The organism is Micromonospora sp. AMSO31t (assembly GCF_008868175.1).
Lineage (GTDB): Bacteria > Actinomycetota > Actinomycetes > Mycobacteriales > Micromonosporaceae > Micromonospora.
In genome coordinates this window covers 1-15,186 of the sequence record NZ_WBKT01000141.1, presented here as the reverse complement: position 1 = coordinate 15,186, position 15,186 = coordinate 1, and the positions used below count along the sequence as shown (strand labels likewise).

The 15,186-nt window shown below is 73.7% G+C and carries 12 protein-coding genes and 1 pseudogene; 3 read left to right on the top strand and 10 right to left on the bottom strand.

Annotation, left to right across the window (positions count from 1 at the left end; genetic code table 11):
* Window positions 1-114 precede the first annotated feature (114 nt).
* Window positions 115-507, top strand: a complete 393-nt coding sequence (locus F8274_RS24270; RefSeq protein ID WP_091319365.1) for a roadblock/LC7 domain-containing protein — start codon at window positions 115-117, stop codon at window positions 505-507.
* Window positions 504-1,472: a TAXI family TRAP transporter solute-binding subunit gene (locus F8274_RS24265; protein ID WP_151464680.1), complete on the top strand. Its 969-nt coding sequence runs from the start codon at window positions 504-506 to the stop codon at window positions 1,470-1,472. The genes F8274_RS24270 and F8274_RS24265 overlap by 4 nt, the downstream gene beginning before the upstream one ends.
* A 4-nt stretch (window positions 1,473-1,476) precedes the next feature.
* On the opposite strand, the gene F8274_RS24260 is transcribed toward F8274_RS24265, so the two are convergent.
* The 10 genes and pseudogenes from F8274_RS24260 to ppdK form a co-directional block, all read right to left on the bottom strand.
* A complete protein-coding gene (locus F8274_RS24260; protein ID WP_151464679.1) occupies window positions 1,477-2,013 on the bottom strand; it encodes a hypothetical protein in 537 nt (178 codons plus the stop codon).
* Entirely contained in the window at window positions 2,014-3,906 is a 1,893-nt protein-coding gene (gene dnaG / locus F8274_RS24255; RefSeq protein ID WP_151464678.1) for a DNA primase, read from the bottom strand.
* Between the two features lie 70 nt (window positions 3,907-3,976).
* A complete protein-coding gene (locus tag F8274_RS24250; RefSeq protein ID WP_151464677.1) occupies window positions 3,977-4,228 on the bottom strand; it encodes a helix-turn-helix transcriptional regulator in 252 nt (83 codons plus the stop codon).
* A 10-nt stretch (window positions 4,229-4,238) separates the two neighbouring features.
* Window positions 4,239-5,090: an ABC transporter permease gene (locus F8274_RS24245; RefSeq protein ID WP_151464676.1), complete on the bottom strand. Its 852-nt coding sequence runs from the start codon at window positions 5,088-5,090 to the stop codon at window positions 4,239-4,241.
* A complete protein-coding gene (locus tag F8274_RS24240; RefSeq protein ID WP_151464675.1) occupies window positions 5,087-6,061 on the bottom strand; it encodes an ABC transporter ATP-binding protein in 975 nt (324 codons plus the stop codon). The genes F8274_RS24245 and F8274_RS24240 overlap by 4 nt, the downstream gene beginning before the upstream one ends.
* Window positions 6,062-6,127: 66 nt before the next feature.
* Window positions 6,128-7,761, bottom strand: a pseudogene (locus F8274_RS24235) (BCCT family transporter).
* An 80-nt stretch (window positions 7,762-7,841) separates the two neighbouring features.
* A complete protein-coding gene (locus F8274_RS24230; RefSeq protein ID WP_151464674.1) occupies window positions 7,842-8,681 on the bottom strand; it encodes a siderophore-interacting protein in 840 nt (279 codons plus the stop codon).
* Between the two features lie 73 nt (window positions 8,682-8,754).
* Complete coding sequence (locus F8274_RS24225) at window positions 8,755-9,996, bottom strand: deoxyguanosinetriphosphate triphosphohydrolase (protein ID WP_151464673.1); 1,242 nt, start codon at window positions 9,994-9,996, stop codon at window positions 8,755-8,757.
* A 4-nt stretch (window positions 9,997-10,000) separates the two neighbouring features.
* Window positions 10,001-10,351 (bottom strand): VOC family protein, encoded by a 351-nt coding sequence (locus F8274_RS24220; RefSeq protein WP_151464672.1) that lies wholly within the window; start codon window positions 10,349-10,351, stop codon window positions 10,001-10,003.
* 125 nt (window positions 10,352-10,476) lie between these two features.
* Window positions 10,477-13,185 (bottom strand): pyruvate, phosphate dikinase, encoded by a 2,709-nt coding sequence (gene ppdK, locus F8274_RS24215; RefSeq protein ID WP_151464671.1) that lies wholly within the window; start codon window positions 13,183-13,185, stop codon window positions 10,477-10,479.
* Between the two features lie 309 nt (window positions 13,186-13,494).
* Between ppdK and F8274_RS24210 the strand changes: the two genes are divergently transcribed.
* On the top strand, window positions 13,495-15,186 hold a 1,692-nt coding region (locus F8274_RS24210; RefSeq protein ID WP_151464670.1), incomplete at its 3' end, for a beta-N-acetylhexosaminidase.

Below are 15,186 nucleotides of genomic sequence, written 5' to 3'. Positions count from 1 at the left end.
CGCGGACGACCTGCTCGACCCCGAGGTGGTACGCGCCCGCCTGTCCGCCCTCGCCGAGGGGGTGGCCAGCGCGATGCGCCGTGCCCCGAACACCACACCCACCGGGAGACATCCATGACCCCACCCGTGACCGCCGGGCTCGACTGGCTGCTGGCGAACTTCGCCGAGCAGGTGCCGGACGTGTCGCACGCCCTCGCGGTGTCCGAGGACGGCCTGCGGCTGGCCGCGTCCCCCGACCTCGCGCCCGACCAGGTGGACCAGCTCGCCGCCGTGATCAGCGGCCTGGCTAGCCTGACCGTGGGCGCCGCCCGGCTGATGTCCGCCGGCCGGGTACGCCAGCAGATCGTCGACATGGACGGCGGGGTGATGCTCGTGATGGCGGTCGGCGAGCGGGCGCTGCTCGGGGTGCTCGCCGCGCCGGGCTGCGACCTGGGCCAGATCGGCTACGAGACGGCGACGCTGGTCCAGCGGGTGGCGGAGGCGCTGGAACCGGCGGCCCGCCGGTGACCGGCCGCCCGCTGCGGCTGGTCGCCGCCCTGCTGCTGGCCACCCTGGTGGCGGGCTGCGGTGGGGCCGACAGCGAGCCGAGGGCCTGGCACGACGGCCGGATCTTCCTGGCCACCGGCAACACCACCGGCGTCTACTACCAGCTCGGTGGCGGCTACGCCGACCTGATCAGCCGGCACCTGCCCGGGTACGAGGCGCGGGCCGAGCCGACCGGGGCCTCGGTGGAGAACATCACCCGGCTGGCCGGCGGCGACATGGAGATCGCCTTCAGCCTGGCCGACACGGCAGCCGACGCGGTCAGCGGCCGGGGCGGCTTCGAGGGCCAGCCGCAGCCGGTACGCGCGCTGGCCCGGGTCTACAGCAACTACACCCACGTGATCGTCCGCGCCGACGGGAAGATCGACAGCTTCGCCGACCTGCGCGGCAAGCGGATCTCCACCGGCTCGCCGAAGTCCGGCACCGACATCATCGCCGGGCGGCTGCTCACCGCCGGCGGGATCGACCCGGACCGCGGCATCCAGCGGCTCAACCTGTCGCTGCCGGAAACCGTGCAGCGGATGCGGGCCGGCAGCCTCGACGCGATGTTCTTCTCCGGCGGCCTGCCCACCCCGGGCGTCAAGGACCTGCTCTCCAGCGCGCCCGGCGCGTTCCGGCTGCTCCCCCTCACCGAGCTGATCGAACCGCTGGCCGCCCGCTACGGCTCGGTCTACACGACGGCCATCCTGCCCAAGGAGATCTACGGAACCCCGGCGGCCACCCCGACCATCACGGTGGCGAACGTGATCCTGGTGGCGGCGGACATGCCGGACCAGCTCGCGTACGACCTGACGCGGGTGCTCTTCACCTGGCAGGGCGAGCTGATCAGGGTGCACCCGGAGGCGGCGAACTTCACTCGGGACAGCGCCGCCGCCACCGACCCGATCCCGCTGCACCCGGGAGCGACGCGCTACTACCGCAGCGGCTGACGGCTCAGAGGTTCGCGGGGGCGGTGGCCGCCCGGGCGGCGGCGACGAGCCGGTCGGTCTCGGCGGTCACCGCCTCGTCGTCGGTGGGGGTGCCCGGGTCGAAGCGCACCGTCCAGGTCAGCCCGTCCACGCCGGGCACCCGGCGGGCGGCGATGCGGCCGGCGCCGCCGGGCACCGGGTGGTGCGCGGTGTACGCGACCGAGCCGGTGACCCGGGCCCGCACCTGGTGGGGCAGGTCGCCCGGGTCGACCAGCAGGTAGGTCTCGGCCGGGCAGTCGGCGACCACGAGGTAGCCGTCCCGCTCGGCGACCCGGTCGGCGGGGGTGACGGTCAGCTCGCGGCCGGACCAGACCGCCTTGAGGACGTCGTGCCAGCCGATCCGCTCCCCGCGGCCGGGCAGCCACAGGCCGAGGTTGCTGGCCACCACGACGCCGTCGCCCTCGCCGTTGCCGACGGCGGCCCAGGCGAGCACCCGCTCGTCGTCGCGCAGCGGCGGCCGGTCGGCGGGCGGCAGCTTGGGCTTGCGGTGGAACAGTCCCATCTACAGCCCCCCGGCGGCCTGCTCGCGCAGCGCCCGCGCGTGCTGTTCCAGCGAGAGCAGTTCCCCGAAGAGGGCGAAGTACTCGTCCTTGTTGCTCACCGGGTTGATCCGCTGGATCTTCGACTTGAGGTCCTTGATCCGCCCGGTCACCGACCCCCACTGGAGGCGGGCCATGGTGATCGAGACGTACCGGGGGTCGGGCTCGCCGTCGATGCGCAGCGGCTCCACGGCCAGCTCCCCGACGAGCGCCTGGCCGGCCAGGTCGTCGCAGGCGTCGCGGACCTGCTCGATCCAGACCGCGCCGCCGGTGGCCGTCGCCGCCCCGCCGGCCGCGGCGATGGCCGCGCGGAGCGCGGCGTGCACGGGGTGCCGGTATTCGGCCGCCTCGACCGCGTCGAACATCGGGCCGGCCAGCACCGGCTCCTGGAGGGCGAGCTTCAACGCCTCCCGTTCGACCATCGAGTGCGGACTGTCCACGGTGGGCCGGGCCGGGGCGGGCCGGGCCGGGGTGTCGGCGGCGCCCGCGGGCTGCCCGTTGGCGGCGGCCAGCACCGCGCGCTGCACCGGCTCGATCTCCATGCCGAGGTCGCCGGCGAGCTTGCGGACGTACTCGGGGCGCTTCTCCCGGTCCTTGATCTTGGCGACCAGCGGGGCGGCCCGGCGCATCGCCTCCACCCGGCCGTCGACGGTGTCCAGGTCGTACCGGTTGATCATGTGCCGGAGCGCGAAGTCGACAAGCGGCTCGCGCCGGGCGACCAGGTCGCGGACCGCCAGGTCGCCCTTGGCCAGGCGCAGCTCGCACGGGTCCATGTTGTCGGGGCTGACCGCGATGAAGGTGCGCCCGACGAAGCGCTGGTCGTCCTCGAAGGCGCGCAGCGCGGCCTTCTGGCCGGCGGCGTCCCCGTCGAAGGTGAAGATGATCTCGCCGGCCACCGCGTCGGTGTCCATGAGCAGCCGGCGCAGCACCCCGATGTGGTCGCTGCCGAACGCGGTGCCGCAGGTCGCCACGGCCGTGGGCACGCCGGCCAGGTGGCAGGCCATCACGTCGGTGTAGCCCTCGACCACCACCACCTTGCCCTGCTTGGCGATCTCCCGCTTGGCCTGGTCGATGCCGTAGAGGACGTGCGACTTCTTGTAGATGGGCGTCTCGGGGGTGTTCAGGTATTTCGGGCCGTCGTCGTCGTCGAAGAGCTTGCGGGCCCCGAAGCCGATCACGTCGCCGGTGAGGTCGCGGATCGGCCAGAGCAGCCGGCGCCGGAACCGGTCGATCAGGCTGCCCGAGCGGGACGGGCGGGACAGCCCCGCCGTGACCAGCTCGTCGTGGGTGAACCCCTGCTGGCGCAGGTGCTTGGTGAGCAGGTCCCAGGCGTCGGGGGCGAAGCCGCAGCCGTAGCGCTCGGCGGCGGCCCGGTCGAAGCCCCGCTGGGCGAGGAACTCCCGCGCCGTCCGCGCGCCGGCCGTGGTGAGCTGGCCGCGGTAGAACTCGACGGCCGCCGCGTGCGCGGCCACCAGGCGCTGACGCTGCCCCTGCTGGGGGCGGGCGCGCGGGGCCGAGCGGTCGTCCTCGACATAGCGCAGCTGGAGGCCGGCGCGGCCGGCGAGCCGCTCGACGGACTCGACGAAGCTCAGGTGCTCGGCGTCCATCAGGAACTTGATCGCGTCGCCGCCGGCGCCGCAGCCGAAGCAGTACCAGACGTTGCGGGCCGGCGAGACGTTGAACGACGGGCTCTTCTCGTCGTGGAACGGGCAGAGGCCCTTGAGGTTGCCGCCGCCGGCCGACTTGAGCGTCACCGTGTCGGAGATGACCTCGGCGATGGAGGTGCGCTCGCGGACCAGCGCGATGTCCTCGTCCCGGATCCGCCCCGCCATCTCCGCCACCTCCTCGGCGTACATCCTGCCCTGCCGGACCGACGATCCGGCGGTCGGGGGGACGGGCGTGTGGCGGACACCGCCCCTCCCCCGGTCACGCCGAGCGGCCGGCCCCGGCGGCGGCGTCGCCGATCCGTGGGAACGGTTCGATGGAGAAGACCACCTCGACCGGCACCTCGAAGTAGGCGGCGATCCGCAGCGCCAGGTGCAGGCTGGGCCGGAACTCGCCCCGCTCCAAGTAGCCGACCGTCTGGTAGTGCACGCCCAGCGCGTCGGCGAGCTGCCGCCGGGAGACTCCCCGCTCGGCACGCAGCACGGCGATCCGGTTGTGCACGACCTCGCTCACCGGCGCCCCCTCATCCGACCCGCTGCATGGCCCGCTCGCGACGGGCCGCCACCCGCGAGCCCGACTCCCGGCGGGCCATCCGCCGCAGCACGACCGGCGCCAGGGTGAGCCCGAGCACCGCCCACGCGCCGAGCACGCCGAACGTCTCCAGGTGGCGCCAGGAGCCGCCGAGCTCGACCGCGGCCATGCTGTCGGGCAGCAGCGCCGAGCGCATGCCCAACCCTAGCCAGTAGATCGGGAAGACCTGGGCGACGCCCTGGAGCCACCCCGGGTAGCCGTTGATCGGATAGAAGATGCCGGACAGGGCGATCAGGCCCATGTTCGGCAGCATGACCAGTCCGAGGTTGCGCGGGTTCTCGATGAGCGAGCCGAAGACCGCACCCAACGGCAGGGTGGCGACCAGGCCGAGCACCGCCACCCACAGCAGGGTGAACCAGGCCGACACGCTGGCCAGCCGGAGGCCGTCCAGGAAGAACAGCGCCGGGACGAGCTGGAGGAGCATGCTCAGCAGCGCCACCGTCGACATCAGGGTGACCTTGCCGATCAGGTAGCCGAGCATCCCGTTCGGGGTGGCCTTGGCGCGCAGCAGTGTGCCGTCCTCGCGCTCCATGACCAGCTGGGAGGCGAGCACCAACATGCCGCCGAAGGCCAGGCCCATGCCGAGCGCGCTGGGCAGCGTGCGGGCGCCGAGCGAGAACGAGGTGCCCGGCACGGTCGAGCCGCGCATGAAGAACATCGTGACCAGCAGCGCCGCCGTCGGGAAGAAGTAGTTCCACAGGTCCTGGCCGTTGCTGAAGGTGTTGCGCAGCTCGATCCCGCCGCGCCGGAGACCGGCCCGGACGGCCGCCATCGTCGGGTTCATCGGTCGCTCCCCTGCTGCCACACCCGGTCGGTCCGGCCGGTCCGGACCCCGGATTCCTCCTCGTAGACCAGCGCCATGTACGCGTCCTCCAGGCTGGCCCGGCGGACCTCCAGCTCCTGCACCCGGTCGCCGTGCTCGCGGAGCAGGTCGCGCAGGAAGCCGGTGGCGTCGGCCGTGGCGTGCACGAACCGCTCGCCGTCCCGGGTCCAGCGGATCTCCGCGTCACCGGCGACCCGGCGGGACAGCTCGTCCGGCGAACCGTCGGCGATGATCCGGCCGCCGCCCAGGATGAGGATCCGGTCGGCCAGCTTCTCGGCCTCGTCCAGGTCGTGCGTGGTGAGCAGGATGGTGGTCTCGTCCAGGTCGGCGAGGCGGTGCACCAGCTCGTGGAACTCCCGGCGGGCCGCCGGGTCGAAGCCGACCGTCGGCTCGTCCAGGAACAGCAGCTCCGGGCGGCCCACGATGCCGACCGCCACGTCGAGCCGGCGGCGCTGGCCGCCGGAGAGCCGGGCCACCCGCTGGTCCGCCTGCGCCGTGAGGCCGACGGTGTCCAGCAGGTCGTCGACCGGCCAGGGCCGGGCGATCCGGCCGGTGGCGTACGGCGCGTAGAAGTCGCCGAGGTGGGCAAGCAGGTCCCGCACCCGCCACTTGCCGTGGTCGCGCCACGACTGGAGCACCACGCCCAGCCGGGCGCGCCAGCGCTCGTCACCCCGGCCGGGGTCGACGCCGAGCACCCGGACCGACCCGGCCGAACGCAGCCGGAAGCCCTCCAGGATCTCGATGGTGGTGGTCTTGCCGGCGCCGTTGGGGCCGAGCAGGGCGAGCACCTCTCCGCGCCGGGCCGTGAGGTCGACCCCGTGCAGCACGTCGACGGTGCCGTACCGCATGCGCAGGTCGCGGACGTCGAGGACCAGGTCCTCGTCGGGCGGGTGGGGGGCCGTGGCGACCCCCGGCAGTTCGACCGCAGTCATACCGCGAAATGTAGCACCTCTACTACAACCCGAGGTACACCCGCTTCCCGTCGGAAACCGGTCAGGTCAGCGTCCGGGCCGGTGGAACCAGCGCGTCACCGGCGGCGGGTTCTCCTCGTCGTACGACCGGGCGGCGCGCACCGCGGCGGCCAGGCCCGACCGGCGCGGGCCGGGCCGCGGCCGCACCGCCGGGTCGGCGGCCATCTCCCGCACGAGGGCGACCGCCAGGCCCAGCATGACCACCACGAACGGCAGCGCCACCAGGATGGTGGCCTGCTGCAACGCGGCCAGGCCGCCGGCCAGCAGCAGCGCCGCCGCGACCGCCCCGATGAGTACGCCCCAGAGCACCACCACCCCCCGGTGCGGCCGCAGCGCGCCCCGGGAACTCAGCGAGCCGAGCACCAGGGCGGCCGAGTCGGCGCCCGTGACGAAGAAGAGCGCCACGAGCAGCGCCGCCAGCGCCGTGGTGACCGTCGCCAGGGGCAGCGCGTGCAGCAGCCCGAAGAGGGCGTTCTCGGCGCTCGCCCCGACGTCGGCGACCAGGTCCCGGGTGCCGCTGCGCTGCACCCGCAGCGCGTGCCACCGATGATCGAGAACCAGACGACGCTGGCCCCGCTGGGCACCAGCAGCACCCCGGTGACGAACTCCCGGACCGTGCGCCCCCGGGAGATCCGGGCGATGAAGATGCCGACGAACGGCGCCCAGGAGATCCACCAGGCCCAGTAGAAGATGGTCCACGAGCCCAGCCAGGCCGGGTCGGTGAAGGCGCCGGTGCGGGTGGACATCACCACCAGGTGGCTGAGATAGTCGCCGACCGAGGCGGGCAGCACCTCCAGCGTGTAGATGGTCGGACCGGCCACGAAGACGAACACCATCAGCCCCACCGCCAGCACCACGTTGCTGGTGGACAGCCACTTGATCCCCTTGTGCAGCCCGGTGAAGGCGGAGATCACGAACGCGGCGGTGAGCGCCGCGATCACCACCAGCTCGATCCCGGTGCTGTCCGGCACGCCGGTCGCGCTGTCCAGGCCCGCCGCGACCTGGAGGGCGCCGAGCCCGAGGCTGGTCGCCGAACCGAACACGGTGGCGAAGACCGCCAGCAGGTCGATCGCCTGCCCGACCGGCCCGTACGCCCGGTCGCCGAGCAGCGGCACGAACGCCGCCGAGATCCGGCTGCCGCGCCCCTTGCGGAAGGTCGAGTACGCCAGGGCCAGCGCCGCGACGGCGTAGATGCCCCACGGGTGCAGGGTCCAGTGGAACAGGGTGTACTGCATGGCCGTCGCGGCGGCCGCCCCGGTCTGCGGCTCGACCCCGGCGGCGGGCGGCGGCGCGGCGTAGTGCTGGATCGGCTCGGCGACGGCGTAGAAGACCAGGCCGATGCCCATGCCGGTGCTGAACATCATGGAGACCCAGGCCAGGGTGCTGAACTCCGGCTCGTCGTCGTCGGCGCCGAGCCGGATCCGGCCGAACCGGGACGCGGCGAGCACCACGGACAGCACCAGGAACGCGTCGGCGGCCACCACGAAGAACCAGCCGAAGGTGTCGATCACCCAGGCCAGCCCGGACTTCCCGAACGCCGACAGGGACCCGCCGCCCAGGATCCCCCAGGCCACCACCGCCAGCACGCCGGCCACGCCCAGCCCGAGCACCACCCGGTCGGCACTCCCCGCCGGTCGGTCCTGCCGCACCTGCTCCGCCATGGCCCCATCCTCAGCGGGCGGGTGACCTCGCCGAGGCGGAACGGCGCAGGACCACGCGGTCCCCGGCGCCGGCGGATCGATCAGACCGGGAGGACCACCGACTCCTCGGCCTCGACCTGGGCGTTCCAGGCCGCCTTGGTGGAGCGCCAACCCTCGTCGTCCATGCCGCGCCGCCAGTAGCCGGAGATCGACAGGTCCCCGCGGGGCACCCCGCGCTCGACCCGCAGCAGCCGGCGCAGCTCCTTCACCGCGGTGGCCTCGCCGTGCACGAAGGCGTGCACCCGGCCGGGCGGGAAGTCCAGCGCGCGAAGCGCCTCGACCAGCGGCTCGCCCACGGGACGGCCGGCGCGGTGCAGCCAGCGCAGCTCCACCGCGCCCACGCTGGCCAGCGGCAGCTCGTCGGCGGGGCCGCTCACCTCGACGTAGACCTTGGCGGGAGCGCCGGCGGGCAGCCGCTCCAGCGCGGCGGCGATCGCCGGCAGCGCGCTCTCGTCCCCGGCCAGCAGGTGCCAGTCGGCCGCCGGGTCCGGCGCGTACGCGCCGCCGGGGCCGGCGAACAGCACCCGGTCGCCGGGGCGCAGCCCGGCCGCCCACGGCCCGGCCAGCCCCTCGTCGCCGTGGTGCACCACGTCCACGGTCAGCTCGCCGGCCGCCGCGTCCCAGGCCCGCACCGTGTACGCCCGCAGCCGCGGCCACTGCTCGGCCGGGAACTCGCGCTTGATGGTGGCCAGGTCGGTGGGGTGCGGGTAGCGCACCCCGGCGGGCGGGAAGATGAACTTCACGTAGTGGTCGGTGTAGGCGCCCACCGGCAGGCCGGCCAGCTCCGCACCGCCGAGCACGAGGCGGATCAGGTGCGGGGTGGGCCGCTCGGTCCGGACGACCGTGGCGGCGGTGAGCTTCTTCGGGCGCTGCTCCGTCATGCTTCTTAGGCTAACCTAAGTCGCTGATCGCTCCCACCGGGCTGTCCGGGTGCCGACCGCCGGCGGGAGCAGGTCAGCGCCCCGCCACCAGACGGCCGTGCCAGGTCAGGGCGGCCGGGTCGGTGAGCGAGGCCACCTGGTCGACCACCACGCGCAGCCGGGCCGCGTCGTCCGGGGCGGCCCGCCACAGCGGCGCGAAGACCGGGTCGAGCACGTCCGGGGCCCGGTCCAGCAGGGCGGCGACCAGGTCGGCGAGGATCTCCCGCTGCCGCGCGTACCGGGGGCCGACCCCGGGGCGGCGCATGACGTAGCGCAGGGCGATGCCCTTGAGCAGGGCGCACTGGGCCCGGATGCGGCGCGGCACCACGAGGTCGGCCGCGTACCGGCGGTGCGGGCCGGGGCCGTGGCGCTCCTGGGTGGCGGCCACCACGGTCGACACGAAACGGCCGGTGAGCACGCTGGTGGTGGTCTTCAGGGCGGCCAGCGACCGGTGGCTGCCGTCGTACGCGGCCAGCGGCGCGAGCGCCGGATCGGCGAGGAGTTCGGCCAGCACCTCGCCCAGGTCCTCGGGGGCCTCCCCGGAGTACGCGGCCGCCACGTCGGCGCAGAGCGCCCGCCGCTCGTCGGCGTCCTCCAGCAGCGGGCGCAGGCTGACGTAGCCGCCGTGGATGCCGTCCTCGACGTCGTGCACCGAGTACGCCACGTCGTCGGCCCAGTCCATCACCTGCGCCTCCAGGCAGCGCCGGTCGCCGGGCGGGGCGCCCTCGCGCAGCCAGGCGAAGACCGGGCGGTCGTCGGCGTACACCCCGAACTTGCGCCGGCCGGGCCGGCGCTCCCAGGGATACTTGGCGACCGCGTCGAGCGAGGCACGGGTCAGGTTCAGCCCGGCGGAGCCGCCGTCGGGGGCCAGCACCTTGGCCTCCAGCCGGGTGAGCACCCGCAGCGTCTGCGCGTTGCCCTCGAAGCCGCCGCAGTCGGCGGCGAGCGTGTCCAGGGCGTCCTCGCCGTTGTGGCCGAAGGGCGGGTGACCGAGGTCGTGCGCCAGCCCGGCGGTGTCCACCACGTCCGGGTCGCAGCCGAGCCGGGCGCCCATCTCCCGGGCGATCTGCGCCACCTCCAGCGAGTGGGTCAGCCGGGTACGCAGGAAGTCGTCGGTGCCCGCCGTGTGCACCTGGGTCTTCGCGGCGAGCCGGCGGAACGCCGCCGAGTGCAGCACCCGGGCCCGGTCCCGCTCGTACGGCGACCGCCCGTAGCCGGTGTCCTTGGGCGCCTCGGTGACCAGGCGCGCCGCGTCGAGCCCGGAACCGGCGCTCAACCGGTCATCCCCGCTGCCGCAGAACGCAGAACTCGTTGCCCTCCGGGTCGGCCAGCACCGTCCACTCGACGGTCCCCTGGCCGATGTCGACGTGCCGGGCGCCCATGTCGACCAGGCGCTCCACCTCGGCCTCCTGATCGGCCGGGCGCAGGTCGATGTGCAGCCGGTTCTTGCCCTCCTTGGGGCCGCTGACCGGGACGAAGACGATGCCGGGCAGCGCGTCGGGCGTGCGGCGGATCTCCACCTCGTCCGGCTTGTCGCTGATCACCTGGTAGCCGAGCGCCTCCGCCCACCAGTGGGCGAGCCGGGACGGATCCTGGGCGTCGACCGTCAGGTTCTCCCAGACGCTGGTCATGCGGCCACCTTCCTGATCGACACGTACGCGGGAGCCCAGGTTACGCCCGGCGGGGCGGAAAGGCGCGCCCAGACGCACGCGGGGCCGCCGACGTCAGCGTCGGCGGCCCCGGAGGCGTCACCCCGTCAGCGGGAGTCCGAACCGGTGGTGGTGAGCACCGCGCGGCCGGCCTCCAGCCGGGCGACCGGCACCCGGAACGGCGAGCACGAGACGTAGTCGAGGCCGACCTCGTGGAAGAAGTGCACCGAGTCCGGGTCGCCACCGTGCTCGCCGCACACGCCGAGCTTCAGCCCCGGGCGGGCCGCCCGGCCCTCCTCGGTGGCGATCCGGACCAGCCGGCCGACGCCCTCCCGGTCGATCGACTCGAACGGGGAGATGCCGAAGATGCCCAGCTCCAGGTAGCGCCAGAAGAACGCGCCCTCGACGTCGTCGCGGGAGAAGCCCCACGCCATCTGGGTGAGGTCGTTGGTGCCGAAGGAGAAGAACTGCGCCGCCTCGGCGATCTGCCCGGCGGTCAGCGCCGCCCGCGGCACCTCGATCATCGTGCCGATCAGCACGTCGACCGCCTTCTCCCGGGTCACCTCCGCGATGATCCTCTCCGCCTCGGCGCGGACCGTCTCCAGCTCCTGCACCGCGCCGACCAACGGGACCATGATCTCCGGCCGGGGGTCACCGCCACGCTGGGCACACGCGACCGCCGCCTCGACGATCGCCCGGACCTGCATCGCGAAGAGTCCGGGGATGACCAGGCCGAGGCGTACGCCGCGCAGGCCCAGCATCGGGTTCTCCTCGTGCATCCGCCGGACGGCGGCGAGCAGCGCCTCCTCCTTGGCCACGTCCTCGCCGCGCTCCTGGGCGACCGCCACGTTGACCGCGAGCTGCTCCAGCGGGGGCAGGAACTCGTGCAGCGGCGGGTCGATGAGCCGCACCGTGACCGGCAGGCCGTCCATCTCGCGGAAGATCTCGACGAAGTCCTCCCGCTGGAGCGGCAGCAGGGCGGCGAGCGCGGCCTCCCGCTCCTCGTCGGTCGACGCGAGGATCAGCCGCTCGACCAGCTCCCGCCGGTCGCCGAGGAACATGTGCTCGGTGCGGCACAGGCCGATGCCCTCGGCGCCGAACCGCCGCGCCCGCGCCGCGTCCTCGCCGGTGTCGGCGTTCGTCCGGACCGCCAGCCGCCGCGTGGCGTCGGCGTGGGTCATGATCCGGTGTACGGCCCGGACCAGCGCGTTGTCGACGTGCTCCGGTTCGAGGCTGCCCTCGAAGTACTGCACCACCTCCGACGGCATGACCGGCACCTCGCCGAGGTAGACCTTGCCGGTGGTGCCGTCGATGGAGACCACGTCGCCCTCGTTGACGGTCTGCCCCGCGACGGTGAACTTCTTCGCCGGCACGTTGACGTCCAGCTCGTCCGCGCCGGAGACGCAGGTCTTGCCCATGCCGCGGGCCACCACGGCGGCGTGGCTGGTCTTGCCGCCGCGCGAGGTGAGGATGCCCTTGGCGGCGATCATGCCGTTGAGGTCGTCCGGGTTGGTCTCCCGGCGGACCAGGATCACCGACTCCCCCTCCGCGGCCAGCTCGACGGCCCGCGCGGAGGTGAAGACCACCTTGCCGGAGGCCGCGCCGGGCGAGGCGCCGATGCCCTTGGCCACCGGCTGGAACTCGTGGTCGAGCTGGAAGCGCGGGAACATGAGCTGGGCGAGCTGCGCGCCGTTGACCCGGTGCAGTGCCTCGTCCAGGTCGATGAGGCCCTCGTCGACGAGCTGCCCGGCGATGACGAACGCGGCGGCGGCGGTGCGCTTGCCGACCCGGGTCTGGAGCATCCAGAGCTTGCCGCGCTCGATGGTGAACTCGATGTCGCAGAGGTCCTTGTAGTGCTCCTCGAGCCGGGCCATGTAGTCGAGCAGCTCGTCGTAGGACTTCTTGTCGATCCGCTCCAGCTCCTGCAACGGCACGGTGTTGCGGATGCCGGCCACCACGTCCTCGCCCTGGGCGTTGGCCAGGTAGTCGCCGTAGATGCCCTGCGCGCCGCTGGCGGGGTCCCGGGTGAAGGCGACGCCGGTGCCGGAGTCGGCGCCCAGGTTGCCGAAGACCATGGCCACCACGTTGACCGCGGTGCCCAGGTCGGCCGGGATCCGCTCCTGCCGGCGGTAGACCACCGCGCGCTCGGCGTTCCACGACTCGAAGACCGCGCGAATGGCCAGGTCGAGCTGCTCGCGCGGCTCCTGCGGGAACTCCCGCCCGGTGTGCTTGGCGAAGATCTTCTTGTACGCGTCGACCAGCCCACGCAGGTCGTCGGCGTCCAGGTCGAGGTCGTTCTGCGTGCCCTTGGCGCGCTTGGCGTCGTCGAGCGCGTGCTCGAACTCCTCGCCCGGCACCTCGCAGACGGTCTTGCCGAACATCTGGATGAGGCGGCGGTAGGAGTCCCAGGCGAAGCGGTCGTTCCCTCCCGCCTGGGCGCTGAGCCCGACCACGCTGCGGTCGTTGAGGCCGACGTTGAGGACGGTCTCCATCATGCCCGGCATGGAGAACTTGGCGCCGGAGCGCACCGAGACCAGCAGCGGGTCCTGCGGGTCGCCGAGCTTGCGGCCCATCCCGCGTTCCAGGGCCTCCAGGTGCGCCTCGATCTGGGCGGCCAGCCCGTCCGGCTCCCGGCCGGTCGTCAGGTACGCCTTGCAGGCCTCGGTGGTGATGGTGAAGCCGGGCGGCACCGGCAGGCCGAGATTGGTCATCTCGGCCAGGTTGGCCCCCTTGCCGCCGAGCAGGTCCTTGAGGTCCTTGTTGCCCTCGGCGAAGTCGTAGACGTACTTGTGCTCGACCGTCTCTTCTGCTGCCACCAGAGCCTCCCACGCGCGCCATTGACACTTAACGAAGGTTCAGTTCGGACATACCCCGGGAGCGACCACCGGTAATCCCGGCGTCGTCAGCGATCGGTGGGCGAAGGTTAAGCGAACTTCGGGGGGCCTGGGACCGTTCGGTGACTTTCGGCACAACGGTCACCACTATCCGCGTCCGTACCGGTTTTTGGGAACGCTTCCACGCGCACTATCACGCAATTCCGATTCCCCTCGTACGCTTGACGGCACTGGTTCTGCTGAACTTGACCATTGCCATATCCGGCGCAAATACACCCCGGAGCCGCCGCCGTGCCGACCACCCCCACCACTCCCGCCGAGAGCGGTCCCGAGCCGCTCGACCGCCTCCCCGGCCGGCAACCGGCCGCCGCCGAGCTGGCCCGCGCCGCCGCGCGCACCACCGGCGACCTGCTCGCCCCACCCGCACCGGTCCGCCTCGGCGACGTCGTGCCCGCCCCGGAACGGGTGCTCCCAGACCCGGCGGCGGACTTCACGCTGTCCGCCGAGGCGGCGATCCGGGTCAGCCCGGCCGGCCGGGACGCCGCCGAGCAGCTGGCCGAGTGGCTGCGCCCCGCCACCGGCTTCCCCCTGCCGGTCGCCGACGATGCGCCCGCCGCCGACGGCCTGCTCGTCCTGACGCTGTCGGAGGCGCCCCTCGCCGATGCCGTGAGCCCGGCCGACGCGGCCGGTCCGGCCGACGCGGCCGATGCGGCCGGCGCAGCGGCCGGCGGTGCCGCAGATCTGGCCGGTGGGCTGGGCGACGAGGGCTACCGGCTCGACGTGACCGCGTCCGGCGTGCGGATCACCGCCGCAACCACCGCCGGCCTGTTCCACGGCGCGCAGACCCTGCGGCAACTCCTGCCCGCCGCCGTCGACAGCGCCGCCCCGGTCAGCGAACGCTGGGCGGTGCCCGGCGGCAGCATCCTCGACCGGCCGCGCTTCCCCTACCGCGGCGCCATGCTCGACGTGGCCCGCCACTTCTTCCCGGTGGAGGACGTGCTGCGGGTCGTCGACCACCTGGCCCGCTACAAGCTCAACCACCTGCACCTGCACCTCACCGACGACCAGGGCTGGCGGATCGCCGTCGACTCCTGGCCCCGGCTCGCCGAGGTCGGCGGCGCCACCGAGGTGGGCGGCGGCCCCGGCGGCTACTACACGCGGGCGGACTACCGCCGCATCGTCGCCTACGCCGCCCGCCGCCACGTCACCGTAGTGCCGGAGATCGACCTGCCGGGGCACACCAACGCGGCCCTCGTCGCCTACCCGGAGCTGGCGCCCGGCAAGGTCCCGCCGCCGCCGTACACCGGCACCGAGGTCGGCTTCAGCTACGTCGACCCCGCCGACGAGCGGACGTACGCCTTCGTCGCCGACGTGGTCGGCGAGGTGGCCGCCCTGACCCCCGGCCCCTGGCTGCACCTGGGCGGGGACGAGGCGTTCAAGGTGCCGGCCGACACCTACCGCGCCTTCGTCGAGCGGGCGCAGACACTGGTCGCGGCGACCGGGAAGACCGTGGTCGGCTGGCACCAGCTCGCCCCGACCGGGCACGTCGACGGGCGGGTGCTCCAGTGGTGGGGCACGAACGGCGACGACCCCGAGACCGCCGAGGCGGTACGCCGGGGCGCCCGCCTCATCCTCTCCCCCGGCAACCGCGTCTACCTGGACATGAAGTACGCCGCCGACACCCCGATCGGGCACGACTGGGCGGGCCTCATCGACGTGCGCCGCGCGTACGACTGGGATCCGGGGACGCACCTCACCGGCGTACCGGCCGAGGCGGTGCTGGGTGTCGAGGCGCCGCTCTGGACGGAATCGGTCACCACGCTCGCCGAGGTCGAGTTCATGCTGTTCCCGCGCCTGCCCGCCGTCGCGGAACTCGGCTGGTCGCCCGGGTCGACGCACGACTGGGCCGGGTTCCGCGAGCGGCTCGCCACCCACGGCCCGCGCTGGACCGCCGCCGGCATCACCTTCCACCCGTCCCCCGAC